At 47.8% G+C, this 26,465-nt stretch carries 18 protein-coding genes; 17 read left to right on the forward strand and 1 reads right to left on the reverse strand.

Annotation, left to right across the window (positions count from 1 at the left end; genetic code table 11):
* Nucleotides 1–3 precede the first annotated feature (3 nt).
* The 15 genes from HQN88_RS12405 to HQN88_RS12490 all read left to right on the forward strand — a co-directional run bounded on the left by HQN88_RS12405 (nt 4) and on the right by HQN88_RS12490 (nt 23,242).
* On the forward strand, nt 4–1,374 hold the full coding sequence (locus HQN88_RS12405) for a dihydroorotase (protein WP_173111809.1): 1,371 nt from the start codon (nt 4–6) through the stop codon (nt 1,372–1,374).
* Entirely contained in the window at nt 1,371–2,630 is a 1,260-nt protein-coding gene (locus HQN88_RS12410; protein ID WP_173111812.1) for a M20 family metallo-hydrolase, read from the forward strand. Before HQN88_RS12405 ends, HQN88_RS12410 begins: the two co-directional genes overlap by 4 nt.
* A gap of 33 nt (nt 2,631–2,663) precedes the next feature.
* The gene (locus HQN88_RS12415; protein ID WP_173111815.1) at nt 2,664–4,310 is read left to right on the forward strand and encodes a urocanate hydratase; all 1,647 of its coding nucleotides are present in this window, start codon (nt 2,664–2,666) and stop codon (nt 4,308–4,310) included.
* 45 nt (nt 4,311–4,355) lie between these two features.
* The gene (locus HQN88_RS12420) at nt 4,356–5,453 is read left to right on the forward strand and encodes a DUF917 domain-containing protein (RefSeq protein WP_173111818.1); all 1,098 of its coding nucleotides are present in this window, start codon (nt 4,356–4,358) and stop codon (nt 5,451–5,453) included.
* A gap of 40 nt (nt 5,454–5,493) precedes the next feature.
* Entirely contained in the window at nt 5,494–7,011 is a 1,518-nt protein-coding gene (locus HQN88_RS12425) for an HAL/PAL/TAL family ammonia-lyase (RefSeq protein ID WP_173111821.1), read from the forward strand.
* 70 nt (nt 7,012–7,081) lie between these two features.
* Complete coding sequence (locus HQN88_RS12430; protein WP_246320201.1) at nt 7,082–7,852, forward strand: IclR family transcriptional regulator; 771 nt, start codon at nt 7,082–7,084, stop codon at nt 7,850–7,852.
* Nucleotides 7,853–8,066: 214 nt separating this feature from the next.
* Nucleotides 8,067–8,357, forward strand: a complete 291-nt coding sequence (locus HQN88_RS12435; RefSeq protein ID WP_173111824.1) for a DUF2325 domain-containing protein — start codon at nt 8,067–8,069, stop codon at nt 8,355–8,357.
* Between the two features lie 314 nt (nt 8,358–8,671).
* Nucleotides 8,672–10,288, forward strand: a complete 1,617-nt coding sequence (locus tag HQN88_RS12440; RefSeq protein ID WP_173111827.1) for a response regulator — start codon at nt 8,672–8,674, stop codon at nt 10,286–10,288.
* A 36-nt stretch (nt 10,289–10,324) separates the two neighbouring features.
* Complete coding sequence (locus HQN88_RS12445; RefSeq protein ID WP_173111830.1) at nt 10,325–12,142, forward strand: cache domain-containing sensor histidine kinase; 1,818 nt, start codon at nt 10,325–10,327, stop codon at nt 12,140–12,142.
* A gap of 91 nt (nt 12,143–12,233) precedes the next feature.
* Nucleotides 12,234–13,199, forward strand: a complete 966-nt coding sequence (locus HQN88_RS12450; RefSeq protein WP_173111833.1) for an ABC transporter permease — start codon at nt 12,234–12,236, stop codon at nt 13,197–13,199.
* Between the two features lie 12 nt (nt 13,200–13,211).
* Nucleotides 13,212–14,093, forward strand: coding sequence for a carbohydrate ABC transporter permease (locus HQN88_RS12455; RefSeq protein ID WP_173111836.1), 882 nt, complete (start codon nt 13,212–13,214; stop codon nt 14,091–14,093).
* A 76-nt stretch (nt 14,094–14,169) separates the two neighbouring features.
* The gene (locus HQN88_RS12460) at nt 14,170–15,699 is read left to right on the forward strand and encodes an extracellular solute-binding protein (RefSeq protein ID WP_173111838.1); all 1,530 of its coding nucleotides are present in this window, start codon (nt 14,170–14,172) and stop codon (nt 15,697–15,699) included.
* A gap of 142 nt (nt 15,700–15,841) precedes the next feature.
* Nucleotides 15,842–20,773, forward strand: coding sequence for a sugar-binding protein (locus HQN88_RS37605; protein ID WP_246320202.1), 4,932 nt, complete (start codon nt 15,842–15,844; stop codon nt 20,771–20,773).
* A gap of 73 nt (nt 20,774–20,846) precedes the next feature.
* Nucleotides 20,847–21,461 carry a polysaccharide deacetylase family protein gene (locus HQN88_RS12485; RefSeq protein ID WP_173111841.1) on the forward strand — a complete coding sequence of 205 codons (615 nt, stop codon included), beginning with the start codon at nt 20,847–20,849 and terminating at the stop codon, nt 21,459–21,461.
* Nucleotides 21,462–21,706: 245 nt separating this feature from the next.
* Nucleotides 21,707–23,242, forward strand: a complete 1,536-nt coding sequence (locus HQN88_RS12490) for an ADP-ribosylglycohydrolase family protein (RefSeq protein WP_173111845.1) — start codon at nt 21,707–21,709, stop codon at nt 23,240–23,242.
* Here the strand turns inward: HQN88_RS12490 and HQN88_RS12495 are convergent.
* Complete coding sequence (locus HQN88_RS12495; protein WP_173111848.1) at nt 23,239–24,150, reverse strand: helix-turn-helix domain-containing protein; 912 nt, start codon at nt 24,148–24,150, stop codon at nt 23,239–23,241. The two genes, HQN88_RS12490 and HQN88_RS12495, sit on opposite strands and share 4 nt — an antisense overlap.
* 291 nt (nt 24,151–24,441) lie before the next feature.
* Here HQN88_RS12495 and HQN88_RS12500 point away from each other — a divergent pair, with 291 nt between their 5' ends.
* Together HQN88_RS12500 and HQN88_RS12505 are read left to right on the forward strand one after the other, a co-directional pair.
* Nucleotides 24,442–25,275 carry a class I fructose-bisphosphate aldolase gene (locus HQN88_RS12500; protein WP_173111852.1) on the forward strand — a complete coding sequence of 278 codons (834 nt, stop codon included), beginning with the start codon at nt 24,442–24,444 and terminating at the stop codon, nt 25,273–25,275.
* Between the two features lie 30 nt (nt 25,276–25,305).
* A complete protein-coding gene (locus tag HQN88_RS12505) occupies nt 25,306–26,463 on the forward strand; it encodes a Gfo/Idh/MocA family protein (protein ID WP_173111855.1) in 1,158 nt (385 codons plus the stop codon).
* Nucleotides 26,464–26,465: the final 2 nt, after the last annotated feature.

Genomic DNA, 26,465 nt, shown 5'->3' on the forward strand with positions numbered 1-26,465 from the left:
GGCATGATGCTTGATTTAATTATAAGAGGCAATATCGTTATGGAAAATGAAGTTTTATATGGAGAAATTGGTGTCAAAGAAGGCAAAATTGACAGGATTGCCGCAGTCGGTCAGCTGCAAGCACGAAGTGTACAAGATTTTGGTCAATGTCTCATCTTTCCGGGTATGATCGATGCGCATGTGCACTGTTTCAGCAATCCGCAGGAAGGATTTACGACGACTTCGGCCTCGGCTGCAGTTGGTGGGTTAACGACGATTCTAGATATGCCTTATGATCTGCCAGAGCCGATTCACAGCGTCGTTCAGTTTCAGAAAAAAGTTCAAAGGTTAGAGCAAGAAGCGCTGATCGATATTGGATTATGGGCAACCATTGCGAAAACGGAAGGGACTCCGCAGATTGGTCCATTAGCTGAAGCGGGAGCCATAGCCTTTAAAATGTCTACGTTCGAGACCGATCCCTATCGGTTTCCTCTCATACCGGATTCAGAAATAATGAAGGCAATGACGTTAATACGACAAACTGGCCTTAGAGCTGCATTTCATGCAGAAAACGATGACATCATAAAAAGTCTTACTGAAGCTTACCAGCAAGAGGGACGTGTGGATCCCAGAGCGCATATGGAAACAAGACCTCCGGTTACGGAAACAAGTGCCGTGCTGAAGCTCATGGAGTTTGCCTATTGGACGGGGGTTAAGCTGCATATTGTCCATGTCAGTCATCCAAGGACAATTGATCTCATTCAGATATTTAAGGGGATGCTAGTCGATGTGACATCCGAAACGTGCTATCCCTATTTACTTCTCGATGTTCATGATTTGGAGAAATTTGGACCCAAAGCCAAAAATAATCCTCCGCTTCGGCTCCCTGAAGATGCGGCAGGAATGCGGGAGCATCAGCTCCTAGGAAATATTGATCTTATTACTTCTGATCATGCGCCTTGGGGGGCAGATAAGAAAAATAATGGCAGTCAGAACATCTTTCACGCGGCATCTGGTATGCCTGGGGTGGAAATCATCGTTCCCTTATTGTTTGAATGGGCCGTGATGAATAGGGGGATTTCACCTGTTGTGTTTGCCAAATGGTTGTCACAGCATCCTGCTGAAATTTTTCAAATTCATGGGAAGGGTAAAATCGCAGGCGGCTATGATGCGGATTTTACCGTGATTGATCCTAACCAGACGTGGACGATTGATGAGCATGCTTTTAGATCCCATTCGAAGTTATCGCCTTTTCATCAACGCGAGGTTCAAGGGAGAGTGGTGCAAACCATTGTTCGTGGAACAACGGTTTATGATGGGCATGAAATAAAAGTAAAGCCTGGTTTTGGTCGGTTTATCGCTGGCTCTGCCGTGAAGAAGGAGGTTTTCCTATGATAGAGCTGCACCCTACACAACCCAGCAAAGAACGAATTACGGATGATATTCAACAACTCGCCGCTTTCGTTGATTCTAGCAAACCAGGATGGACGCGCAGACCCTTTACTTCTTGGTATGAACAAGGAAGAGAGTGGTTGAAACAGCAGATGCAGAACTTAGGCATGGATGTGAGGTATGATGCGGCATCCAACTTAATTGGCACATTACCGGGTAGCGATAATTCGCTTAAGCCGATTCTCATTGGGTCTCATACCGATACAGTGACCGGCGGAGGTCGATTTGATGGCATAATCGGTGTCGTAGCCGGTTTGGAGCTAGTTCGAGTTCTGCAAAAGGTGGGAATCCAATTAAGGCATCCATTAGAAGTGGTTGATTTCACGGCCGAGGAGCCTAGCGAATTTGGTATTTCAACAATAGGAAGCAGAGGCATGGTAAATAATTTATCCGAGGAAATGCTGCTGAGACAAGATCCTAACGGATTGGTACTCAAGGAAGCCATTCATCGGGCAGGCGGCCAGCCTGAACGTCTATCTCAGTTTGCTCGTAAATCTGGCGATGTTGCTTTATACCTGGAGCTGCACATTGAACAAGGACCTGTTCTGGAACAATCCGATAAGAAATTAGGCGTTGTTACTGGCATTGTAGGCATTCATCGTTATCGAGTTACCGTAGAGGGCATTTCAAATCACGCAGGAACGACACCAATGACAATGAGATGGGATGCGTTGACTGGCGCTTCGGAGCTCATTTTAGAACTGGAGTCGATAGCGAGAGCAACGTATTCGGAGCCAGTTGTAGGAACAATCGGAAAACTATATGTGGAACCCAATGCCTCCAATGTCATTCCGGGCAGGGTTGTTTTTGAGTTGGAAATAAGATCGCTTAACGTTGAAATTCTAGAACAAATGGTTGTTGTTTATAGGGAAAAAGCAAATCGAATTGCAGAAGAACGAGGGGTTCATATCAGCTTTGACAGTTTGTCGAAATCAGAACCAATTCGTGTCGATACCGAAGTACAGCAGGTTATTCACGAAGCTTGTTCCGTTACAGCGTCAACGATCAGATTACCAAGTGGAGCAGGGCATGATGGCAATCAATTATCCCGTATTGCTCCCATTGGGATGATTTTCGTGCCGAGCAGAGACGGACGCAGTCATTGCCCCGAAGAATGGACGGACTATGAAGACGTTACGCTCGGTGTTCACGCGTTGATCCAATCTGTATTGGTATTTGACCAAAAGCTAAATAGCTAATGCTCGTTACGTAATCGTGTGAAGGAAAGGAAGATGATCGTGGAACGAATTACAGCAGCAAGAGGCCTTAAACTCCGTTGTAAGGGTTGGCGTCAGGAAGCATTGCTCCGAATGCTAGAGAATGTGCTAGAAAACGGTGAGAACCAAAAAGAGCTCATCGTATATGCGGCACTAGCTAAGGCAGCAAGAAATTGGCCCTCTTACCACGCTATCGTAAGTACGCTTAAGGAATTGGAAGAGGACGAAACCTTAGTTATTCAATCCGGCAAACCGATTGGTATTTTTAAAACGCATAAATTTGCCCCTCTTATTGTCATGGCGAATTGTAACTTGGTCGGACGCTGGGCTACAAGCGAGAACTTCTATCATTTGCAGGAAAAAGGACTGCTGATTTGGGGGGGCTTAACTGCAGCTGCTTGGCAATATATTGGCTCACAAGGCGTCATCCAAGGAACTTATGAAATCTTCCAAAGCATTGCTAGATTGCACTTCAATGGAAGTCTCGCAGGGAAATTCATATTAACGGCAGGCTTAGGCGGTATGGGAGGTGCTCAGCCTCTAGCCGGTACTTTGGCCGGAGCTGCCATTTTATGCGTCGAGGTGTCCGAAGAACGTGTAGATCGTCGCTTGCAATCGAACTATTTGCAGCGTAAAACCAGAAGCTTGGATGAGGCATTATCGTGGATTGAAGAAGCTGTTCAAAACCTACAGCCGGTTTCTGTAGGGTTAATCGGCAATGCTGCTGACATTTATCCAGAGTTTGTACGTCGCGGGATCACACCGGATATTGTGACAGACCAGACGTCTGCGCACGATCTTGTGTATGGCTATGTGCCGTCTGGGTATCTAGTGGAAGAGCTTGAGGAAGCTAGGAAGAATGATCCAGAGCAGCTGCAGCGCGATGCAGGTGCATCAATAGCTGTAGAAATAAAAGCTATGCTGGAGCTGAAAAGGCGAGGTTCAATCGTTTTTGACAACGGGAACAATATTCGCTCACAGGCCAAGGAGTACGGTGTCGAGAACGCTTTCGACATCGACATTTTCACCGAAGCCTTCCTTCGGCCATTATTTGCAAGGGCGATTGGACCCTTTCGTTGGGTAGCCCTTAGTGGAGAACTTAGCGATATTCAAGCGATTGATGCTTTTATTTTGGAAGCTTTCTCCGACAACGAAGTCATTGCGAATTGGATCCGTTTAGCGCGTGAGCATGTTCCCGTGGAAGGATTGCCAGCTCGAATCGGTTGGTTCGGTCATGGAGATCGCACCAAGCTTGCCTTAGCTGTGAATCAAATGGTACGAGAAGGTAAGCTTCAAGGACCTGTTGCATTCTCACGCGATCATCTAGATGCAGCTTCCATGACACACCCGAACATTATGACAGAACGCATGAAGGATGGAAGCGATGCGATTGCAGATTGGCCGCTTTTGAATGCGATGCTGAATTGCTCCTCTATGGCCGACTTAGTAACAATCCATTCGGGAGGAGGCGGTTATGCAGGTTATATGACAAGCGCTGGTGTAACCTTGGTAGCGGACGGAACGACTGAAAGTGACATTCGTTTGGAAACAACATTGAATAATGATACGGGATTAGGGGTTCTACGGTATGCGGATGCCGGTTATGAAGAATCGGCAGACGAAGTGCGCCTCAAAGATATTCGCTGGATTCAAACGAATTAACGAGATGTAGTCAATACGTTTATATAACTTATAGGAGGAATAGACATGCGTATATTAACAGAAGAAGATGTGTGGGCGGCTGTAAGAGGAGGGTCCGTTTTCGCTTGTGGCGGCGGTGGATGGGTCGATCATGGATTACAAATTGGACATGCAGCTGTAAACATCGGTCAGCCCAAGCTGGTTTCAGTTGATGAACTTCCGGATGATGCCATCATTATAACAGCAACAGCTATAGGAGCCCCGGCTGGTACAGAGTGGCAGATGCTGGGGACGGACTATATTAAAGCCGTGAAGTTGCTGCAAGAGAACTATGAAGGCAAAGTTGTTGGTGTGATGACGCCACAAAATGGGATGTCAAGCACCATTAATGGTTGGCTTCCAGCAGCGTTACTTGATCTAGTGGTTGTGGATGCTACTGGCGATATTCGGGCTCATCCTACAGGTAAAATGGGTTCGATGGGTCTTGCTGCGCTGCAGGATTATGAAACGATTCAAGTCGTCGTCGGAGGCAAGCGTGAAACGGGTTCCTATCTGGAACTCGTCGTCAAAGGCTCTCCTTCGAAGACTTCCAATATTTTGCGTACAGCGGCTGATCAAGCTGGAGGCTTTATCGCATCGGCGCGTCATCCACTGCCTGCTTCGTATATTAAGAAGCATGCTGCAATTGGCGGCATTTCTATTGCCATTGAATTAGGCAAAGCCATAATCGCTGCACAACCTAAGGGTGCTGATCATGTTATTGATACCATTGTAGGTAAGACAAAAGGAACTATTCTTGGGAAAGGCATCGTTGTTAAACGCAATGTTCATTATTCCGGTGCTTTTGATATTGGGACAATCGAAGTTGAAGTACCAGGTGACACGTTAACCCTACATGTTATGAACGAATATATGGCGGTCGACGGCAAGGATGGTAAACGCTTAACTACCTATCCAGATGTAATCACAACATTATCTGCTGAAACAGGTCTGCCTGTTAGCGTGGGGCATGTCGAGGTAGGGGCCGAGCTCGTTGTTTTATCTATCAACAAACAATATGTCCCTTTAAGCTCCAGTGTAAAAGATCCAACGGTTTATCCAGAAGTTGAAAAGGCACTCGGCATCGAGTTGGCAGCGTATGCCTTAGATAGCATTCCTGTTTAACAGAGACAGGACAGCCTAGCAGCAGGGAGGAATCGAGAAGATGGTGGATCAACTGGATGATATACTTATTTTGGATGGACAAAGACTAACTATCGAAGATATACAAGCCGTCGCTGTCCATAACGTAAAGGTGCGAATTGATGAGTCTGCCTTGGAACTGCTCGAAAAATCGCGCCGATTTGTTCTAAAGAAGGCTGAAGAGGACGAACCTGTTTATGGGTTCAATCGCGGTGTTGGACTCAATAAAGATCGAATTATCGAAGCGCAAGCCTTTGAAACGTATAACCGAAACCTTTTGTACGCGCACGCTGCAGGCATAGAGCCGTATGCGTCCGAAGAACAGGTTCGTGCCGTTCTGTTGGCAAGGCTCAATTCCCTGCTCGTCGGACGGACGGGAGTAGCACCGGCGATTGCTAAGCAATATGCCGATTTCTTAAATGCCGGCATACATCCGTTGCTGCCGCTTCGAGGCTCTGTCGGCGCGGGCGACATCACGCTGCTGTCGCATCTTGGTCTTGCCTTCATCGGAGAAGGCGATGTCATGTACGCCGGTGCTCGCACTTCCGCTGCCGCAGCGCTAGAACACGCAGGGCTAGCGCCGGTTAGCCTCGGAGCCAAAGACGGCTTGGCGATCGTCTCTTCGAATGCGGTCGCCGCAGGCACGGGAGCGCTTGTGCTCTATGCATGCGAGCAGCTCCTTGAACTCGCTGATTTGGTTTACGCGCTCTCCCTTGAAGGGCTTCAAGGGCATGTCTCACCGCTGGACCCAAGCGTCCAGCGGTTCCGCCCTTATGCAGGCCAAGGCAGCAGCGCGGAGCGGGTTCGCGGCTTTTTAACGGATAGCGGACTTTGGCATAAGGAGTCTGCTAGTCTTCAGGATCCGCTTAGCTTCCGCAGCGCCTGCCATATTCACGGCGCAGCTTTAGATGCGCTGCAGGTTGTGAAAGCCGCGCTGCATATTCATTTGAATGCATCCGATGACAACCCCTGCGTGCTGGAAGAGGAGGATCGCATCGTATCCTGCGCAAACTTCGAGCCGCTGACATGGGTGCTCGGTTTTGAAATGCTGGGCATCGCCCTCAGCCACGTATCCAAGGTTGCGTGCTTCCGCACGATCAAACTCAGCACGTCCTCGTTTACAGGCTTAAGCCGCTTTTTATCTCCCGATGAGAGCACACTAGCATTCAGCACGATTCAGAAAACGTTTACCGCACTCGATGCGGAGATCCGCCACTTATCTAATCCATCTTCAGCCGATTACTATTCACTGGCCGGTGATATGGAAGATCATAGCAGCAATGCTCCTTTTGTCGTTAGTAAGGTGGGTGAAATCATAGATCGGCTGTATTATATCGTAGCCATTGAAGCCATACACGCAGTGCAAGCTATTGACTTGCGAGCGGGAGTTAAACTTGGCCAAGGTACACAAGCAGCTTATGATGAAATTCGTTCTGTTGTACCTTTTCTAGCAAAGGATCGTCCTTTAACAGCGGATATTCAATCCGCCTATACACTATTGAAAAGCGGGAGAATAGCAACGGGCGTTAGGAAATCATAGGGTTTGTAAGTTAAAGTAATTCCGCATTAAAGGAATTCGGTTAGAGCAGACGAATATAAAGGAGGTGAATATGAGTACGAACTACGAGGTGCGAACTATGAATGGAACCCAAACATTAAATCGAGCACTTGATATTTTATTTGCACTTGCAGAAGCCGATGGCTCCCTTTCCGTTAGTGATATTGCCCAAAAGGTATCTATTCCGGAAAGCTCTACATACCGATTTCTACAGACTTTGGAACAAAACGGAATTGTTGAACGCAGGAGCAAAGGACAGATCGGACTAGGCATGCGAATTCTGGATCTTGCTAGAAGCTTGAGTCAGCAGGTACATAGAGAACTTGTGCCACTTTCTCTCCCGATTATGGAGGAATTGACAGCGGACACGAATGAAACCTCTCTGCTATTTATACGTTCAGGAACGAATGCCATCTGTATACAAAATATTAAAAGTAAAGCACTTATTCAATATTCCACCGAAAACGGAAGGATACTTCCCTTACATTTAGGAGCTTCGAGCAAAGCGATTTTAGCTTATGAAAGTGAAAAAGTTATTCAAACTGTGTTGGGAAAACTGCCAGTTGAAGTTGATCATAAGCTGTTACTTGAGGAAATGAAAACAATACGCGAGCAGGGCTACACGTTAAGTCAAGGTGAGGCGGATCCAGACGTTTTTGCTGTAGGAGCACCGATTTTTGACTCCCGAGGTACGTTAGTTGCCAGTCTGTCGATTGCCGGTCCAAAGTATCGCTTTAATGAGGCGCTTAAAAAGAAGGCGATTAAGGCTGTAATGGCTTCGGCAGAATTAGTTTCACGTAAGCTGGGGAGTACGGAAGAATAGCAATTCAATTAAACGCGATGTCCCCAAAGCTGCTCCTCTTCTTAAAGGAACAGCTTTTTGGGCTATTAAATGCTTGTATGGTTAGTATTTTGTGTAATATCTCCTGAATTAATTCCGAGTAAACCTATTGACATTATTGTATAATGAGTTAGGATATTTATAACAGATTGCGGAAGAGTTAAATCAAGATGCTAATAGAATGGAGGAATCGATCATGAAGACAGTTGCAATAATTGGCGGAAGTCAAACAAATACTTTTAAAAAACTGGGTGAAAAGCGAGGATTAATTGTAGAGCACCATAGTGGTAAAACGGGAGGTGGCCCGATAGAGCACTACTTTCAACGAATTATCAATCATGCAGATGTAGTTATTATTTTAAAAGGTGCCATTAAACATTCTTCGATGTGGGCTGTGAGAGAGCTTGCAGAAAAAAAGGGGAAGAAACTTGATTACCATGATGGCTTTGGGGCAACGGGAGCGCTCGAAAAGGCTTTACTATTATAATTATCATTAGTTCTAGTAGGTGAATTAGGTTTAAATATGTAAAACCCGTGCGACATGCACGGGTTTATTTGTAATGTGTACATGCATGGCCATCATTAGTAGAAAAATAGATAATATAGTCAGTCACATCAGACTAGAAATAGTAGGATTCCCCCTGTAGCATGTTCCCAAAAACTCTTATAATAGAGGGTACTGTAATTAAATTACCTTAGATGCACAAATGGATTCGCGCTCGCCGTAGAGGAACAGCGAAAGCTGTTTGTGTATTTTTATTCAAGATCGTTCCGTCAATTTCTAATAAGGAGACAGAAATTATGTATAAACTGGTCATTGTCGACGATGAGCCTGCTGTTCGAGGAGGGCTCAGCAAATTCGTCGAGTGGAGCAACTACGGGATTGTTCTCGCGGGAACAGCGGACGATGGAGACACTGGACTTGAGCTGATCGAGCGAGTGAAGCCCGATATCGTACTGACAGATGTCATGATGCCAGTCATGGACGGCATCCAAATGTCAAGGGAGATTCGAGAGCGGCTCCCGGAGACGAAAATCGTATTTATCAGCGGCCACAATGAAGCGAACCTTTTGCGTTCGGCATTGCAGGTTCATGCTGCCGATTATATTTTCAAACCGGTTAAACGGACTGAGCTCCAAAAGGTCATCGAAGGTGTCGTGCGGGACTTACGCAGGGAAGATAAGGAGCGGCAACGGCTTAAAGACATGGAGGTAAAATTGACGCAGAGTATGCCCCTGCTTAGGGAGAAGTTTCTGATGGCGCTGATCCAAGATGGGGACGCAAAGCCGGAGGCGCTGCGGGAAAGAGCAGCATTTCTGAATCTAGAGCTGCCGCTCGAAATGACATATCTCGTACTCGTCATAACCATTGACGATTCCAAGGAAGTGCTCGGCAGCCGTTCAGAGAGAGACAAACAGTTGTTGTCTTATTCGCTCTTGAACGTCGTTCAAGAACTCATCGATCAGTACCTGCATGGGTATGCCTTCGAGAACAGAGCTGCTGAATACGTTGGACTATTGGTGCTTGACGATCAAATGAAAGACCCAGAGGCAACTTTACTTATGCTGGCTGAGGCGGTCCGCGACAATCTGCGGCGCTGGCTGCAGATCAGTGTCACGATAGGGGTAGGCGAACGCGCTGAAAGTATCCATATGCTCCCGGTGTCCTTTCGGCATGCCCGCGACGCTGCGGACCAAAAGTGGTATATGGGCAAGAACCAAGTTATTACGATGGATAGTCTAGAAATTGGAGTTGCCAACCCGATCCGGTTCGATGCCAGCCAGAGTGAGCGACTGGTGTCCGTGCTGAAATCAGGTGAGAAGAAACGATTAGAGCTGGAAATGGAGAGCATCCTCGAACCGCTGGCGCAAATCCGTAAGGACGGCTTCAAATATGGTCGGCAGGTAGGGCTGCAAATGATCGCGCTCGCCGGCAGGTTGCTGCTTGACCTTAATCTGCTTACTCACGAAAAGGAAGAGCAGGAAGCTTGGATGCTGGATCGACTCCTGAAGTTGGAAACGATGGTAGAACTGAAAAACATTGTAAGCGATTACCTTTATGACGTTTGCAGCTGGATTCAGGAAAAGCGGAGCGGACGATCAAGTAATGTGATTGAACACATTCAGAAATTTATATCAGAGAATTATGCTAAGAATCTTGCAATTGCGGAGATTGCGGCTAGCGTTTACCTCAGCCAAACTTACGTCAGTTTGCTGTTCAAGCAGGAGACTGGCGAGACGATTTATGAATATTTGATGAAGGTACGTATCGCGAAAGCGAAGGAACTGCTGCGAGATCCCCACATCAAGTTCTACGAAGTGTGCGAGCTGGTTGGCTATACAGATCCAAGCTATTTCAGCAAGCTGTTCAAGAAGATGACCGGACTTACGCCAAGCACGTACCGAGACCAGCAATAGGAGAAGAAACGTTGCCATCCAAAAGGAGTTGATTCAGTGAAAACGGTCTTGCGAAAAAGAAGAAGCCGTGCTTCCAATTTGTGGGAAGGTGTTGTGGCAGCCAGGAGGTGGATGCTCGTCTACGGACTGCTGATTTTCCTGCCGGCATGCATCATGCTGTTCGTCTATTATGAACAATCCTCCCGAATTTTGCAGGAGGAAGTGACCCAGACCATGCAGCAGACGTTGAAACAGGCGGGTATTAATTTAAACTCGCGGCTTAACTATGTTCAGAACTCATCCAATACGATATTTATGAACAATAAGCTGTATGAGAATTTGGACCCCGCTAATCCAATCATCGAGCGCATCGCCCAGTCGAAGGAGCTGCGCAATTTGCTCGAATCGGTTCAATCAGCGCCCGATATTGTCAGGGCACGTGTTTTTACCGATCCAGCGAATCTATACGGCTTCGATTTATTGAATCTTTTTCCGCTAGATAAGTTGAAAGAAAGCCCTTGGCACGAAGAGGTCTTGAATGCGGGCGGCAGCATCGTGTGGACGGGCATCTACGAAGAAAACTATCTGGACTCGGGGCCGGCACGGATTCTTTCTTGTGCCCGCATACTGAGACACCCGCGAAATTTTGAACAAACGCTTGGCGTGCTTATGCTGGATGTCCCTGAGAGTCTGGTTACAGACATCATTTCTGAGCTTGATTTTCCGGCTCAAAGCAGAGTCTATATGGTGGATCGCAGCGGAACTATCATTTACAGCGCGGAGCAATTCTTGATCGGCACAAAAGCAAAGCTCGCGAGCGAATCCGATGCTGAGGGAATTCGTGAACGGTCTGAAAGCGGCGTGGACTTATTTGAGATGCGTGCCCCCATCAAAGCTGCGGATTGGCGGCTCGTGCTGGAAGTGCCCAAGACTGGCCTGACACACCGTGCGACCACGTTAAGTCAGTGGTCAAGCATCGCGACGATCGCTGGTATGACGATTATGTTTCTAATTCTCGTGTTTATGTTAATGGCTTTTATTATTAATGGAATGAACCGCCGGATCCAATCGGTCTTCAAGACGATCCGCACGGAGGGCGTAGAAGGGCTGGAAGAATCACGTTCAGATAAGGGCAGCGATTTTTATTTACTGGAACAAGTCGTCGATCACTTGGTGAATCGAGTGAAAGATTTAATGGAAGAAGCCTACCGATCGAAAATGATGGAGCGGGAAGCTGAGCTTCGTGCACTGCAGGCACAGATCAATCCGCACTTTCTCTACAATACGCTGGACACGATCAACTGGTTGGCGATCTCACGTGATGCCGATGATATCAGCCATATGATCGAAAGTCTATCCGACTATTTTCGGCTCAGCCTTAATAAGGGTAAGGATCATGTCTGCGTAGCAGATGAACTGGAGCTAGCGAGAGTCTATTTGGAGATTCAGCAGAACCGTTTCCCCTCTACATTCGAGTTCGTGATTGAAGCGGATCAAGAGGCGAGTCGGTGCGTCATTCCGAAGCTAACGCTTCAACCCATCGTTGAGAATGCGCTGTTACACGGTATCCGCAAGAACAAGCGCAAAGCTGGGACCATCTCCATTCGTGCGGAGCAGCGTGGCGACGAACTGGAGATATCGGTCAAAGACGATGGTATCGGGATGGAGGAGCAACTGGCCTCCAGCCTCTTGTCCTCATCGCGACCTTTGCTTCATGCCGAAGGAAGTGGCAGTTCGTACGGACTTTATAATGTGAACGAGCGAATCAAGCTGCTGGCCGGCTACGAATATGGGCTATCTGTCCGTTCCCGTCTAGGCGAAGGCACTGTTGTGATCGTCCGTCTCAAGGCAATGAAAGAGGATAAAATTAAGTAGGATACACCTAGAAAGTGTTGGATTGCCCCCTACATGACGCACCATCCTGCAGGTACAATGAAGCCATAAGTGCAGGAGGTGCAATCACAATATGAGCGAGCTTATCACACAATGGAATGGAAAGGCAGGGGAGGTCAAGGTTTCCCGCAAGCGTGAAGGCAGGTGGCGACAGGTATGGCGGAACAGGGATACCTACTTGCTGCTGCTGCCAGGGCTGCTGTTACTGGTGCTGTTCAAATACACGCCAATGTATGGAGTGGTGATTGCGTTTCAGGAATATAACATTTTTGACGGGATCGTAGGAAGCAAGTGGGTCGGACTCGAGCAGTTTCGCAAGCTAATAGAATCGACAGAATTCATGCAAGTGTTCATGAATACGCTGCTCATTAGTGTATACAAGATCGTGCTGCTGTTCCCGATACCAATCCTGATCGCCCTGCTCTTGAACGAGATTCGGTTCCGAGCGTTCAAACGGACCATCCAGACGATTATCTACATGCCTCACTTTTTGTCTTGGGTCATCATTTCCGGCTTGTTCATGACGATCTTGTCTCCTTCCGACGGACTTGTCAATGCCGTCATCCAATGGCTCGGCGGCAAACCGATCCCATTTTTTATGGACAACCACGTATTTCGAAGCGTCGTCGTGTTCACGGCAGGCTGGAAGGAGATCGGCTGGAATGCGATCATCTTCATCGCCGCTCTCGCGAGTGTCGAGCAGGAGCAATATGAGGCGGCTTCGATCGATGGAGCGAGTCGACTACAGCAGATGTGGCATATTTCGCTTCCAGGCATTGTGCCGACGATCATCCTCATGCTCATTCTCCGTCTTGGCATGGTACTGGATGCGGGAACAGAACAAATACTCACGATGTATAACCCTACTGTCTACGCATCCGGGGATGTTATCGGAACCTTCGTCTACCGGACGGGTCTCGGCAAGATGGATTACAGCTTCAGCACAGCGGTCGGCCTGTTCAATTCGGTCGTCGGTTTCATACTCGTTATATCCGGCAACTGGCTCAGCAAAAGACTGCTGAACCGTGGCATCTGGTAAGGGAGGCTTAACATGCATATCCGTAAAAGAACGTTCAGCGACTGGTCATTAGACATTTTCGTCTACGGCTTCATGATTGTGTTAGGACTGATTACCTTACTGCCTATGATCCACGTGTTCTCCAAATCCGTCAGTTCGGATTGGGCGCTTATATCAGGACGGGTGAGTCTGCTGCCAGTCGGTTTCCAGCTCGATACGTTGATAAACGTCGCCACTTCTTACACATTCGGCAGGGCTTTCGTCATATCGGCCATCGTGACAGTAGTTGGGACACTACTGAGCATTTTGGTGACGGCCATAACGGCCTATCCACTGTCTAAGCGGCATTTGCCTGGCATCTCGGGAATCATGCTATTATTCGTCTTCACGATGCTATTTAATGGAGGACTCATTCCGAATTACCTGTTGATCAGGGAACTGCACCTGCTGAACAACCTATGGTCTCTCATTTTGCCAGCAATGATAAGTGTGTTCAATATGCTGGTGATCAAGAGCTATTACGAAGGGCTTCCCGAAGCGCTGGAAGAATCGGCGCGGATTGACGGTGCGAAAACATATGTAATACTGTTCCGCATCATTCTTCCGCTCAGCATGCCCGTGCTCGCTGCGATCGCCTTGTTCTATGCGGTCGGCTTCTGGAACGACTACTTCAGCCCGATGCTCTACATTAGCGATCCGTTGCTCAAAACGCTGCAATTGCATCTGCGCGATATCGTGATGGAAAACGATACGGCAAACGCGCTCAACAAGTCGGCCGACGATCTGATGAATATGTCACCAGAAAGTATCCGGGCTGCTACAGTAGTGGCATCTACCGTGCCCATCCTGCTCGTATATCCGTTCCTTCAGAAGTATTTTATTAAGGGTGTATTGATCGGTTCCGTCAAAGGTTAATGGTGCATTAACGCCGGCGGAATCCATTCCGCTGCTTAATGATAAATCGTACTACCTATATAGGAGGGTTTAAAAGATGAAGAAAATGATGAAATGGGCTGCGCTCCCTGTAGCCGTAAGTTTGATGCTTCTTACCGCTTGTGGTTCGAGCAGCGAAGGTGGGAAGGACACTCCTGCACCATCCGCACAGCCCGCAACTGCCGGTCCCAAGCCTGAACTGAAAGCGCTTATGCGTTTGGGTCCAAACTTTGCTAAAGACCCGATCGCCATGATGCTGGAAGAGAAGACGGGGTACAAAGTTAATTACGAAGCGCTTCCGGTTGATAAGCCAGAGGACAAACTCAATTTACTGATTGCTTCCTCCGAGCCTTACGACATCGTCTCGACAGGTGGGGACAGCAGCTCTAAAGCGATCTATGCTGATTATGCCAAAAAAGGCGCGCTGGTCGATCTAACTCCGCTCATTGAGAAGTACGGCAAAAACATCAAAGCATCCTTGTCCAAAGAGTCCCTGGAAATGGCCAAAGTCGACGGTAAAATCTATGCGATTCCGACACGAACCCTCGAGTCGGTCGGCACGAGCCTGATGATCCGCAAGGATTGGTTGGATAAGCTGGGGCTGAAAGTACCGACCACGCTTGATGAGCTATTGGTTGTCCTCAAGGCGTTCAAGGAGAAGGATCCTGGTGGTAACGGAGCCAAAAATATTCCGATGTCTATTAAGGGAGACAATCCATTAGTCGACAACCTCGTCGGCGCCTTTGGTATGGTGAATGATTGGAACGATGTGAGCGGTAAGCTGATACCTCGTGCGATGAATCCTGCGTTTAAGGAGTATCTGACTTATATGTCCGATCTTTACAAACAAGGACTGCTCGATCAAGAGTTCGCGATTAACAAGGACGCAACCGTGAAGGAGAAGTTTACGAATGGTAAGGCGGGTGCCATCGTGTTGCATTGGGCCGACATTCCGGCGATTGACGATGCACTCAAGAAAAACATTCCAGGAGCTACGTACGCGTACATTCCAGCACTGGCAGGCAAGACCGGTCAAGCAGGTCTGGCGCAGTCTTCCGGATTTGATAGGCTGACCTTTATTCCGAAAGCTTCCAAACATCCGGAAGATGCGATCAAATGGATCGACGCCAAGCTAGAACCGGATACGTTCAAAAACATTGCAATCGGCGTAGAGGGCACGCACCATACGCTCAAAGACGGAAATTATTACCCGATATTACCGATTTTCAATGATGATCGCGGTTCTGCCAGCAACTATTTGACGGGTATTGATGAAACCAAATATCCGATCTATTGGCAGGCTCGCGTCCGCAAAGATGATCGGCTATACAAGGGCTGGGAATTTCTGAACAAGCTGCAGAAGCCAGAAGTGTTCAAGCAGAATCCACTGGGCTTGGCGCCTTACTTCCCGAATTACTCCAAGGAAAACGCGCAGCTCAACCAGATGGTCAATGATTATGCGGTCAAAATCATCGTCGGCGGAGAGCCGTTAACAGGATTCGATGCCTTCACGGAAAAATTCAAAAAAGCCGGTGGCCAAACGAGCTACGACGAAATTAACGCATGGTACGCAACAGCACGTAAATAAAACAATGCGGCAGGCTGACGAATTCGCTTAGGCGGTGCAGGCTGCCGCATCTGCTGTGCCTTTTCAGCAAAGTATCAGTACGTAAAGGGGGATGATTGCTGCAAGTTAAGCAAGATGAACACCATTATGGGAGGGAAAAGGGATGATTGCTTTGGAATTTTCGAAAAGGTGGAAATGGCTCGGTTTCATGATGTTCTTCTTACTGATTGGTATGTTGCTAGGATCCGCTTCTTCCGTCAATGCCGCTCAACAAGAGCCTTACAATTGGCAAAATGTAAGTATCGGAGGCGGCGGATTTGTAACCGGGATCGCCATACATCCAACAGAGCCGGATCTCGTCTATATTCGAACCGACGTTGGTGGAGCCTTACGATGGGACCCGGTTAATCAGAAGTGGATTCCATTATTGAATGCGCTTCCAAGAGAGAAATACAATCTGTACGGCATTGACAGCATCGCCCTTGATCCAGCGGATCCGAATGTGGTTTACGTGGCAGCGGGCAAGTTCGATTATGTCGGAGCTCCTTCGGATATTCTGAAATCAACTGATCGGGGAACAACATGGACGTCAACCGGTTTCGCTCCCAGGCATTATGGAAACGGCTCAGGACGAGATTTGGGTGAACGGCTTGGGGTAGACCCGAACAACAGTCAAATCATTTACATGGGAACTCGTTATGATGGGCTGTGGAAAAGTACATCCGGCGCCAGCGCTGGCTCATGGGAGCAGGTTACTAGCTTTCCAACCCTTGGAGCGGCACCGACTGGACTCAGTTTTGTTTTATTTGATAAAAGCACAGGATCTCCGGGAATATCAACTCAAACCATCTATGTAGGGGTTAAAGGCACCGGCATTTACCAGAGTGTGAACGGAGGGACGACATGGACGCTGATGAATGGAAGCCCGCTAAATCCTCGTCGAGTCGTACTGTCCGGTGATGGCACTTTATATGTAACTTATGATACCGGCGTTACCAAGTTTGTTGGCGGCGTATGGACCGACATTTCGCCACCAGCGACGGGAAGATACAACGGCATTACGGTAGATCCTACCAACCCAAACATCGTGATGACGGCGATTGAAGATGGTTCGAACACGCCAGCACCGATTTACCGGTCGACCAATGGAGGCTTGAATTGGTCGCAAATCACCTTCGTGAAACATCCGAATGTTCCTTGGTGGACGAGTAACTGGTTTGCTGCCAATACATCAACCTTGACCATTGATCCGCATTTTCCTAAACGGGTGTGGTTAACCGACTTCTACGGCACATGGCGGACAGATGATATTACGGCAAGTCCGTCCCACTGGTATACGTACGAACAGGGGCATGAGGAAGTGGTGACGTTCGCCCTGCGCAGTACACCGATCGGAGCACCGCTATTGAGCGGGCATGCGGACGTCGACGGCTTGCGTCATACGTCGCTTACGACGTATCCAAGCGGCAAGTTCGGCAGTCCGTCTCTGGGCGATACAGTTTCGATCGACTTTCAAGAGAGTAATCCGAACTTCATCGCTCGGGTAGGTTCCACCCGTTATGCCGGCTCAGGGGGCGGCGGCTACAGCACCAACAACGGAGCAACTTGGACGGCATTTCCTAATCCGCCCGGAATCGCAGGCCGCATCGCCGTATCTGCTGGCAGCGAAACGATGGTCTGGGTCCCGCAGCACGGAAGCCCGTTATTTTCAACCGACCGGGGACAATCATGGACACCGGGAACAGGGGCACCATCCGGAACCGTTCACGATTTCTGGGTCTGGTATCAACCGCTGGCGTCCGATCGCGTCAATACCAATACGTTCTATCTGTTGGAACGTAACACGTGGAAATTATTCCGAAGTATAGACGGAGGAGCGTCTTGGACGGTTGCGTCTACGTTGCCGATCATACCTGCGAAAACTCCTGCGTATTTCAGCGTCAAGGCAGCTCCAGGTAAGGCGGGCGAAGTATGGGTCAGCTTGGATGGGGGAGGTCTCTGGCGTTCCAGTAACGCTGGCGATTCTTGGACACAGCTGCCGAATGTGCAGCAGGCGACATTGTTTGCATTTGGTAAAAATAAACTCGGCTCTCCGAATCCCACAGTTTTCGTATATGGCAAGGTGGACAATGCCGTGGGTATTTTCCGCTCAGACGATTTCGGAGCTACCTGGGTGAAAATCGACGTAGCTGATCCGGCGATCGGCGCTGAAGCCAATACGATGGAAGGCGACCGTCAGACATGGGGTCGTGTCTATATCGGAACGAACGGAACCGGTGTTTTTTACGGCGACACCTTGATGAGCGAAGGAACGGATACGGAGTCGCCGACAGCACCTGCGAACCTCTCATCTCCGTCGCATACGTCCACGAGCGTTAACCTGTCATGGACGGCTTCGACCGATAATACCGGTGTGGCGGGGTACAACATTTACAACGCAGGTGTATATGTCGGAGCTACTACAACTTTTTCGAGTACAAACTATACGGTAAACGGCTTAACGCCAAGCACAACCTATTCGTTTACAGTGAAAGCCAAAGATGGAGCGGGCAATCTCTCGGCTGTGAGCAATTCGCTGAGTGTGACGACGGCACCTCCGCCGGCGCCGCCGACGAATCTGACAACAACATCGGCGACGCTCACGAGCCTCAGCCTGAGTTGGAGTCCGCCTTCCAATCTCTCAGGCGTAGTCGGATATACCATTTACGTCGGATCCAAACAGGTGGCTGCTACCTCAGGCACGACGTATACACTCACGAACTTATTGCCTGACCGAACGTACACGGTTACGGTTCGTTCAGTAGATGTCGCAGGCAGCACGTCGGCAGCTAGCAATACGCTTGCTGCGACGACTGCCGCAGGTCCGGGCACGCTTGCCTTCATCGACGATTTTCAGGATGGGGTCGCGGATGGTTGGACGGCTGCAAACGGTACCTGGTCTGTCGTAACATCAGGCGGGTCCAAGGTTTACAAGCAAGCTTCTTGGCTGTCGACGAATGCGTTCAGCACGGTGGATACCAGCTCATATGCCAACTATAGCGTGGAAACAAATATCAAACTTACCCAGAATGATATTGACCTGGCAGCCGGTATTACGGCTCGCTATCTCGATTCGAACAATTTTTACTATTTCCGAATCAAAGCTGGCAAGCTCCAAATTGGCAAATCGGTGAACGGAACCGTCACGATCCTGACTCAGAAAAATTATCCGATGACGACGAATGAAGTTTACTCGTTCACTGCGGTATTAAACAACAGCACACTCGAATTATATGTGAATGGTTTCAAGGAATTAACTGTTACGGATACAAGTCATGCCTCAGGAAAAATAGGTCTATATGCCTTCAAAACGAGTGTTGAATTTGACAATGTGAAAGTCGTTCATGATCGCGATTTCATACCGCCGACGGCTCCTGGAAATTTGCGCTTAGTATCCAAAAATGAGACCACGGCAGATTTAACTTGGGACACATCCACGGACAATACCGGCGTAACCCAATACGAGGTGTATCATGGTTCAACTTTGATAGGAACCGTAACGTCCAACACATATTCCGCGACCAATCTTACAGCGAATACTAACTACACATTCAGTGTAAAGGCAAGGGATGCAGCAGGCAACGTGTCTGGAGCGAGCGCTCTGCTCAGCGTTACGACTGACCCGTATCTCGTTCAAGCGAAGAAAACAATCGCCGCCATTTCGGTTGATGGATCCCTTAACGAACAAGGTTGGTCCACGTTTAAGCAGGTAAAGAAAGGGATTGTCGGAACTCCGAACAATACGACCCAATTCAGTACGTTGTGGGACAATAATTATTTATATGTAGGCGTCAAAGTCATCGATGGTAATCTGTATAATACATCGGTTCAACCTTATTATGATGACTCCATCGAGATTTATATCGACAGCAACAATAATAAGGGTACGACGTATGACAGTTATGACCAGCAGTATGTCAAGGGCTGGAATGACAGCACGCTATGGCTGCAGAGAGTAATGCCAAACGGTGTTCTGCATGGATGGGCCCCGATTTCAGGCGGCTACAGCGTGGAACTGGCGATTCCGTGGAGCACGCTCGGTCTAACACCAACCGCTGGTATGACCATTGGCTTCGACGTGGCGAACAATGATACGGACGACGGGAATGGCCGGCAAAGCCAGTTGATGTGGGCCGGTACGAACGATAACTGGACGAATACGTCAGGTTTTGGGACCCTGCAGCTATCCTCCGTCTCCATCGGGGATACGCAGCCGCCTACAGCCCCGACGAATTTGACATCGCCTTCGCACACGGACAGGACCGCAGTATTGTCTTGGACGGCATCTACGGATAATGTCGGTGTTACCGGATACGAAATTTATCAAGGCGGCAATGTAGTTGCAACGGTAACTTCGACGACTTATACAGTCACAGGGCTAACGCCGGGAACTAGCTACAATTTTACGGTGAAAGCCAAAGATGGGGAAAACAATGTCTCGGCAGCGAGCAACACGGTCAGTGTCACGATGGACGCTTCCTATACGCTGATCCCAGTGACCAAAACAAATGCTGCCATCCTAGTCGATGGTTTGCTGAACGAAACGGTATGGGGGATAACGAATCAAGCGAACAAAAACGTACTCGCTACCTCTAACAATACAACACAATTTGGTGTAATATGGGATAATACGTACTTATATGTCGGGGTCACCGTCTCCGACGGAAATTTGTACAACAATTCGCCCGAGCCTTACTCCGATGATTCTGTCGAGATTTATATCGACGGAGATCATAACCAGGGCGCGACCTATGACAGCTTTGATCGGCAGTACATCAAAGGTTGGAACGACAATTCCCTATTCGAGGCGCGGAGCCTTACGAATGGGGTGCAACATGCATGGGCTGTGACGGCGGCTGGATACAGTGTAGAAATGGCGATTCCATGGAGTTCCCTCGGTATTACGCCATCCGCTGGGATGTTGATCGGCTTCGACATAGCGAACAATGATGAGGACGATGGAAACGGTCGACATAGCCAGACGGTATGGGCAGGAACATCCAATAACTGGTCGAGCACGTCTGCATTCGGAGAGTTGAAGCTGGTATTACCATAACTGCGACTGCATGAATCGAGCAACTTTGTCGTCGAGCGAAATTCAGAGATCACAATGATAGGGGGCTAAACGCATGAAGATCATTCAACAAGTTTCAACAACACAGAAAGCTGTTGCTTTTACATTTGATGATGGCCCTAACCCTGAGTATACGCCTCAATTGCTAGATATTTTCGATGAGGTTTCCGGTCGTGCTACTTTTTTTATGATGGGAAAACAAATCGAACTTTATCCCGAGACCGCGCTTGATGTGCATACCAGGCAACATGAAATTGGCAACCATACTTACTCTCATCCTTTTATGACCCAAATCAGCTTAGAGGAATGTGAGCGAGAACTTCTTGTTACCGACGAATTAATTACACAAGTAACAGGAAGTAAGCCAGTTGTCATGCGCCCACCGTACTTGGATTTCAACGAGGAAGTTCAGGAAATTACTGACAAAATGGGTTATCCTGTCATTGGATCCAATAACGGAGGCACAAGGGATTGGGAGATGCCGGGCGTAGACCACATTCTTGAGGTAACCCGAGAACAAGTCGGATGCGGGAGCATCTTACTCTTTCATGATGGCTTTGGAGATCGATCTCAAACGATAGAGGCTGTTCGAATTTTGGCAAAGGAATTAACAGAACAAGGTTATCAACTTGTAACGGTTAGTGAGCTTTTGCAAATGACAGAGTCCTAGTAAGAAGAAGCAATCTGGGGAAAACAGAAACTGAAGATGATAGCCCTGCGAGAAATCGTAGGGTTATTTGCTTTTGTGCCACGCATGGTAAGGGAAATTAATGCGCTCTTGGTCAGAAGCTGTTCGTCATGGACAAAACATAGACTTTGCCTAGGTAAGAACTATCATTCGTTCATGTTAGCGCTGCTGCTCTCGTTGTTATACTCAATGTAGCAAGCAGGAACCCATAGGGAGGAACAAACAGAATGAAACTAAGTCTACAGTCATACAGATCGAAATTGATGGGATGTTGGATTGGCAAAAATATTGGTGGCACCTTAGGCGCGCCATTTGAGTGCAAACGCGGCGTATTTGATTACGATTTCTATACACAACCTTTAAATGGGGAGCCGCTGCCGAATGATGATTTGGATTTGCAACTAGTATGGCTGAATGTGGCTGAGAAATATGGCCGTAATGTCACGGCTCAACTTTTAGGTGAATATTGGCTTTCCTATATTGTTCCGAACTGGGGCGAATACGGTGCTGGGAAAAATAATATGCGGCAAGGTATTGTTCCTCCACTTTCGGGTTATGTCAATAATGTGTTCCGCGATAGTAATGGCGCCTTTATTCGTTCTGAAATTTGGGCGTGTCTTGCGCCAGGCAACCCAGATGTAGCGGTTAAATATGCCTATGAAGATGCCATCGTTGATCATAGTCATGAAGGTGTATATGCGGAAGTATTCTTCGCAGCTATTGAAAGTGCTGCCTTTGTTGAAAGTAACCGAGATACACTCATCGATATTGGACTATCCTATATTCCGCAAGATTCCGGTGTTGCCAAAGGTGTTGCTTCCGCAAGAGACGCCTATGCAAGAGGGTTGTCCTGGCAGGAGGCGCGCATTCAAGTGCTCAATGACGTGCCGGGAAGCTTCGGCATTCTAGCCATGCGACCAGAAGATCTGCCGACCGATGTGCCTGTTGGTAAGATGGGCTATGACGCGCCAAGTAACGTTGGGATAACCATTATAGGCTGGCTGTATGGCGAGGGCGATTTTGGAAACAGTATTTGCATTGCCAATAACTGTGGCGAAGACACGGACTGCACGGCGGCTACATTAGGCTCTATTCTCGGTATTATCGGCGGCGCGGAACAGATTCCAAGCAAATGGACGGATCCAATCGGGGATTCGATCAAGACCGTATGTTTGAATTTGGGTGATCAAGGCCTGATCATTCCCAAAACGGTAACTGAATTGACGGAGCGTATTATTCGATTAACACCGTCCTTCTTGGGTAGTCAGCTTGTTGATGTAGTGACACCGACAGACGGATATACGATTGAAGTCAAAGAGACGACGCAATTGTTTAGTCAGCCGAAGCAAATTAATGCTTGGATGCAACAAAGTTTTGCAGATAAGTTATCACAAAGTCCGTTTCAGGTCGCCTATGATTTCGTCATTTTCTCAGCAGTCGTGGATTATCAAGAGGCGCCATTCATTCAAGAAGGCACCCCGAAGTCTGTCAAAATTCGTATTGATAATGGACTATTTATGCAGCAATGGCTGCAATTCAAATGGCATTTGCCGACGGGATGGACCATTACGCCAGGCCCGCAGGTGGCATCTTCGCTAGAACAATATCACTGCAATATCGGCCGGACTGAGCTGGAATTTACGTTCACACCGAACGGGCTGCAAGATGCAAGATATGATCTCGTTGTTGAAATTACTTCGCAAGGTCGCCCAACTAAAGGGCTGATCCCACTTGTTTTCATCAATGGCGTTCCTAGTGTTTAAGTAAACTTGTCCGTAATTCCATGCATATGGGAATCTCGAAATTGCTGGGGGCTGATGCCTTCCAGCTTTTTGAATATCCGGGAGAAATAAAAAGGATCTTGAAATCCGACCTCTTCGGCAATGGTTCGAATAATGCTGGTGGTGCTTGAGAGCAGATGCTTAGCTTTCTGAATCTGCAATTGATGGATATAGGAACCAATCGTAATACCAGCGTGTCGTTTGAAGAGTTGGCTTAAATAGTCATAACTATGATGGAGCGATTGTTCCAATTCTTTGCTGGAGGGGTTGGACGTATAGGATTCATCCAGGATATTCACCAGGCGCCTGTACAACAAAAAAGTGGAAGAGACTTCGGGTTTTACTTGCCTCTGATCGACTAAATCCTGTGCAACCAGTTCCAATATATGGCCAAGCCATAGGGAGGCCCGGTAACGGAAATACCCTTTGGGGGCACTGAACTGTTGATGGATTTTCTCGAAAATACCCAAAATCTCATAGCGATTGAAAGGCTTGCTGCGACGAGGCAGCAATAGAAAGTCAGTAAGACTTTCTGCGGTGGAAGTTCTCAAGTCTTGATTCGCGGAAAGTTTGAATGGCACTCCCTCCTCAAGCTCCTCCTTATGTAAACGCAACCCTGGATCAGCGGCAAATTGAACCCAATAGAACCCGCTTTGATTTGCGATGGGTTTCCAACTGCCATGCTTCTCCCATGGCATCAGCAGGAAGGTTTCCCCACTTTGAAGTTCTAATTTTTCCTCGCCTACTTGCAAATAGATGGGACCTTCAGTCACCATAATTAGTTCGAAAAATGGGTTGGACTTTTGCAATCCAAAGCCATCATTTCCCTGTAATTCGGAGACCCATTTCACGTCTAATCGGGTTAATCGTGATAACAGCAAATATTCCATATAGGCACCTTCAAGTTCAATAGAATGACATGATATATTCCAGTCACATTATAACATACCTTCGTTTATCATCGTGGTAAGTTCACTTTTACCCTATTTTCCTGCCTATTGCAATCTGTTTTCTCTCTCGGACATGTCATGGATGCCTTGCGAGCCCTAGAGTTGGATCTAGGCGCTCGCTTTTTTTTTACCACAGAAAAAGAGCTAGACGTATGTTATAAAATAACTTATTATTATGTTATAAACGAACTTTTAAATGTTATTTTAAAACAAATGTAAAGGGTGATAGACATGTCTGTTCAACCAAGATTAAATCGCATGTTTAGTGAGCAAGGGAAATGCTTTGATGTCGCTATTGATCATGGCTTCTTTAATGAGGCTCAGTTTCTAACCGGTATCGAAAATATGAAGGAAGCCGTTGAAACCATCGTTCATGCAGGTCCTAACTGTATTCAGCTTAGCATTGGTCAAGCGAACCATCTGCAAGCCATACCGGGCAGCAACAAGCCAGGGCTTGTGCTTCGTACCGATGTTGCCAATATTTATGGGCAGGTGCTTCCTGCGTTTCTTTTCAGCGAACTGATTGACAACGCCATTGAGCAAGCGGTTCTGATGGACGCGGTGGCTGTATGCGTGAATCTGTTGCAATTACCGAATCAACCACAACTCCATTATCAATGTGTGAAAAATGTTTCGCTGCTCAAAACTGCATGCGAGAAGTATGGCATGCCGCTCATGGTGGAGCCTTTAGTTATGCTGGCCAATGAAGTGAAAGGCGGTTATATGGTCGATGGTGATATTAACAAAATTATGCCGCTCGTCAGGCAGGCAGTTGAACTTGGAGCAAATGTTATTAAAGCCGACCCTTGTGATCATGTGGAAGAATATCATCGTGTCATTGGGATTGCATCGGGTATTCCCGTCCTTGTCCGCGGCGGAGGGCGAGCAAGCGATGAGGAGATCATGAGCCGTACGGTGGAGCTGATGAAGCAAGGCGCATCGGGTATTGTGTATGGCCGCAATGTCATTCAGCATCCAAATCCAGCGGGCATGACCAGAGCTTTAATGTCGATTGTTCATCACGAGGCTTCAGAAGAGCAGGCACTTGCGTTATTGCGTCAATAACTTAACGTACCAGAAGGAGGGTATCTGATTTTGAATAGGACAATTATTCGTTTTGGCGTTATTGGCTGCGGCTTAATGGGCAAGGAATTTGCAAGTGCCGCAGCAAGATGGTGCCATCTTACACAGATCGACAGTGAACCTAGAATCATAGCCGTATGTGATGCCAACCCTGCAGCGACACAGTGGTTCCAAGACAACTTATCCAGTGTGGAAGCCACCTATACAGATTATAGGGAGATGCTTGCTAACCCCAATATAGACGCGATTTACTGTGCGGTTCCCCACAATCTTCATGCTCAAATCTATATGGATATTATTGAATCAGGGAAACATTTGCTAGGTGAAAAGCCATTCGGTATCGATCAGGCAGCCAATAAGTTGATTATGGAAGCTATTGAACGAAATCCGAATGTCATCGTCCGTTGCTCATCTGAATTTCCATTTTTCCCAGGTGTTCAACAAATTGTTCAGTGGGTGGCTGAGAATAAATTCGGGAAGATCATTGAAGTTGAGGCTGGATTCTGGCATTCAAGTGATTTGGATCCCACAAAACCAATCAATTGGAAAAGGCGTAACGCTACGAATGGCGAATATGGTTGTATGGGCGATCTAGGGATGCACGTTCTTCACTTGCCCCTGCGTTTTGGATGGAAACCGAATACCGTAAGAGCGCTGCTTTCCCAAATTGTGTCGGAACGTCCTGATGGTAAAGGTGATAGGGTTCCTTGCGAAACGTGGGATAATGCCATTTTGGCTTGTGAGGTTGACACCGGTGATCAGCAATTTCCGATGGTCTTATCGACCAAGCGTATTGCCCCAGGGCATGCTAATACGTGGTTCATTCGAATTATGGGGACGGAATTCTCTGCGGAATTTACAACCAAGAACCCAAAGCAAGTGAGTTCATTACCATACAACCCTGGCGGGGTACAGTCTTGGCATCAAACAGATGCTCCTTATAAATCAGCGTACGGCACCATTACAGGAGCAATCTTTGAGTTCGGTTTCTCGGATTCGATCTTGCAGATGTGGGCTGCATTCTGTGATGAGATAACAAACCTTAAGGAGATGGCACAGCCTTTTTATTGCGCTACACCAGAAGAAGCGGCGTCCAGTCATCAGGTGTTTACAGCCGCGTTAGAGTCCAATCGAACTAGTCAAACCATAGCGCTACATTGGGAGGAATAAAT

It is taken from the genome of Paenibacillus qinlingensis (genome assembly GCF_013204845.1).
Classification (GTDB): domain Bacteria; phylum Bacillota; class Bacilli; order Paenibacillales; family NBRC-103111; genus Paenibacillus_E; species Paenibacillus_E qinlingensis.

Bases quoted from the DNA above. Each gene is read 5' to 3' on its own strand.
- HQN88_RS12425 (WP_173111821.1), top strand. From the start codon at position 5,494: ATGGTGGATCAACTGGATGATATACTTATTTTGGATGGACAAAGACTA.
- HQN88_RS12435 (WP_173111824.1), top strand. From the start codon at position 8,067: ATGAAGACAGTTGCAATAATTGGCGGAAGTCAAACAAATACTTTTAAA.
- HQN88_RS12495 (WP_173111848.1), bottom strand. From the start codon at position 24,150: ATGGAATATTTGCTGTTATCACGATTAACCCGATTAGACGTGAAATGG.
- HQN88_RS12405 (WP_173111809.1), top strand. From the start codon at position 4: ATGATGCTTGATTTAATTATAAGAGGCAATATCGTTATGGAAAATGAA.
- HQN88_RS12440 (WP_173111827.1), top strand. From the start codon at position 8,672: ATGTATAAACTGGTCATTGTCGACGATGAGCCTGCTGTTCGAGGAGGG.
- HQN88_RS12430 (WP_246320201.1), top strand. From the start codon at position 7,082: ATGAGTACGAACTACGAGGTGCGAACTATGAATGGAACCCAAACATTA.
- HQN88_RS12455 (WP_173111836.1), top strand. From the start codon at position 13,212: ATGCATATCCGTAAAAGAACGTTCAGCGACTGGTCATTAGACATTTTC.
- HQN88_RS12500 (WP_173111852.1), top strand. From the start codon at position 24,442: ATGTCTGTTCAACCAAGATTAAATCGCATGTTTAGTGAGCAAGGGAAA.
- HQN88_RS37605 (WP_246320202.1), top strand. From the start codon at position 15,842: ATGATTGCTTTGGAATTTTCGAAAAGGTGGAAATGGCTCGGTTTCATG.
- HQN88_RS12490 (WP_173111845.1), top strand. From the start codon at position 21,707: ATGAAACTAAGTCTACAGTCATACAGATCGAAATTGATGGGATGTTGG.
- HQN88_RS12460 (WP_173111838.1), top strand. From the start codon at position 14,170: ATGAAGAAAATGATGAAATGGGCTGCGCTCCCTGTAGCCGTAAGTTTG.
- HQN88_RS12485 (WP_173111841.1), top strand. From the start codon at position 20,847: ATGAAGATCATTCAACAAGTTTCAACAACACAGAAAGCTGTTGCTTTT.
- HQN88_RS12450 (WP_173111833.1), top strand. From the start codon at position 12,234: ATGAGCGAGCTTATCACACAATGGAATGGAAAGGCAGGGGAGGTCAAG.
- HQN88_RS12410 (WP_173111812.1), top strand. From the start codon at position 1,371: ATGATAGAGCTGCACCCTACACAACCCAGCAAAGAACGAATTACGGAT.
- HQN88_RS12415 (WP_173111815.1), top strand. From the start codon at position 2,664: ATGATCGTGGAACGAATTACAGCAGCAAGAGGCCTTAAACTCCGTTGT.
- HQN88_RS12420 (WP_173111818.1), top strand. From the start codon at position 4,356: ATGCGTATATTAACAGAAGAAGATGTGTGGGCGGCTGTAAGAGGAGGG.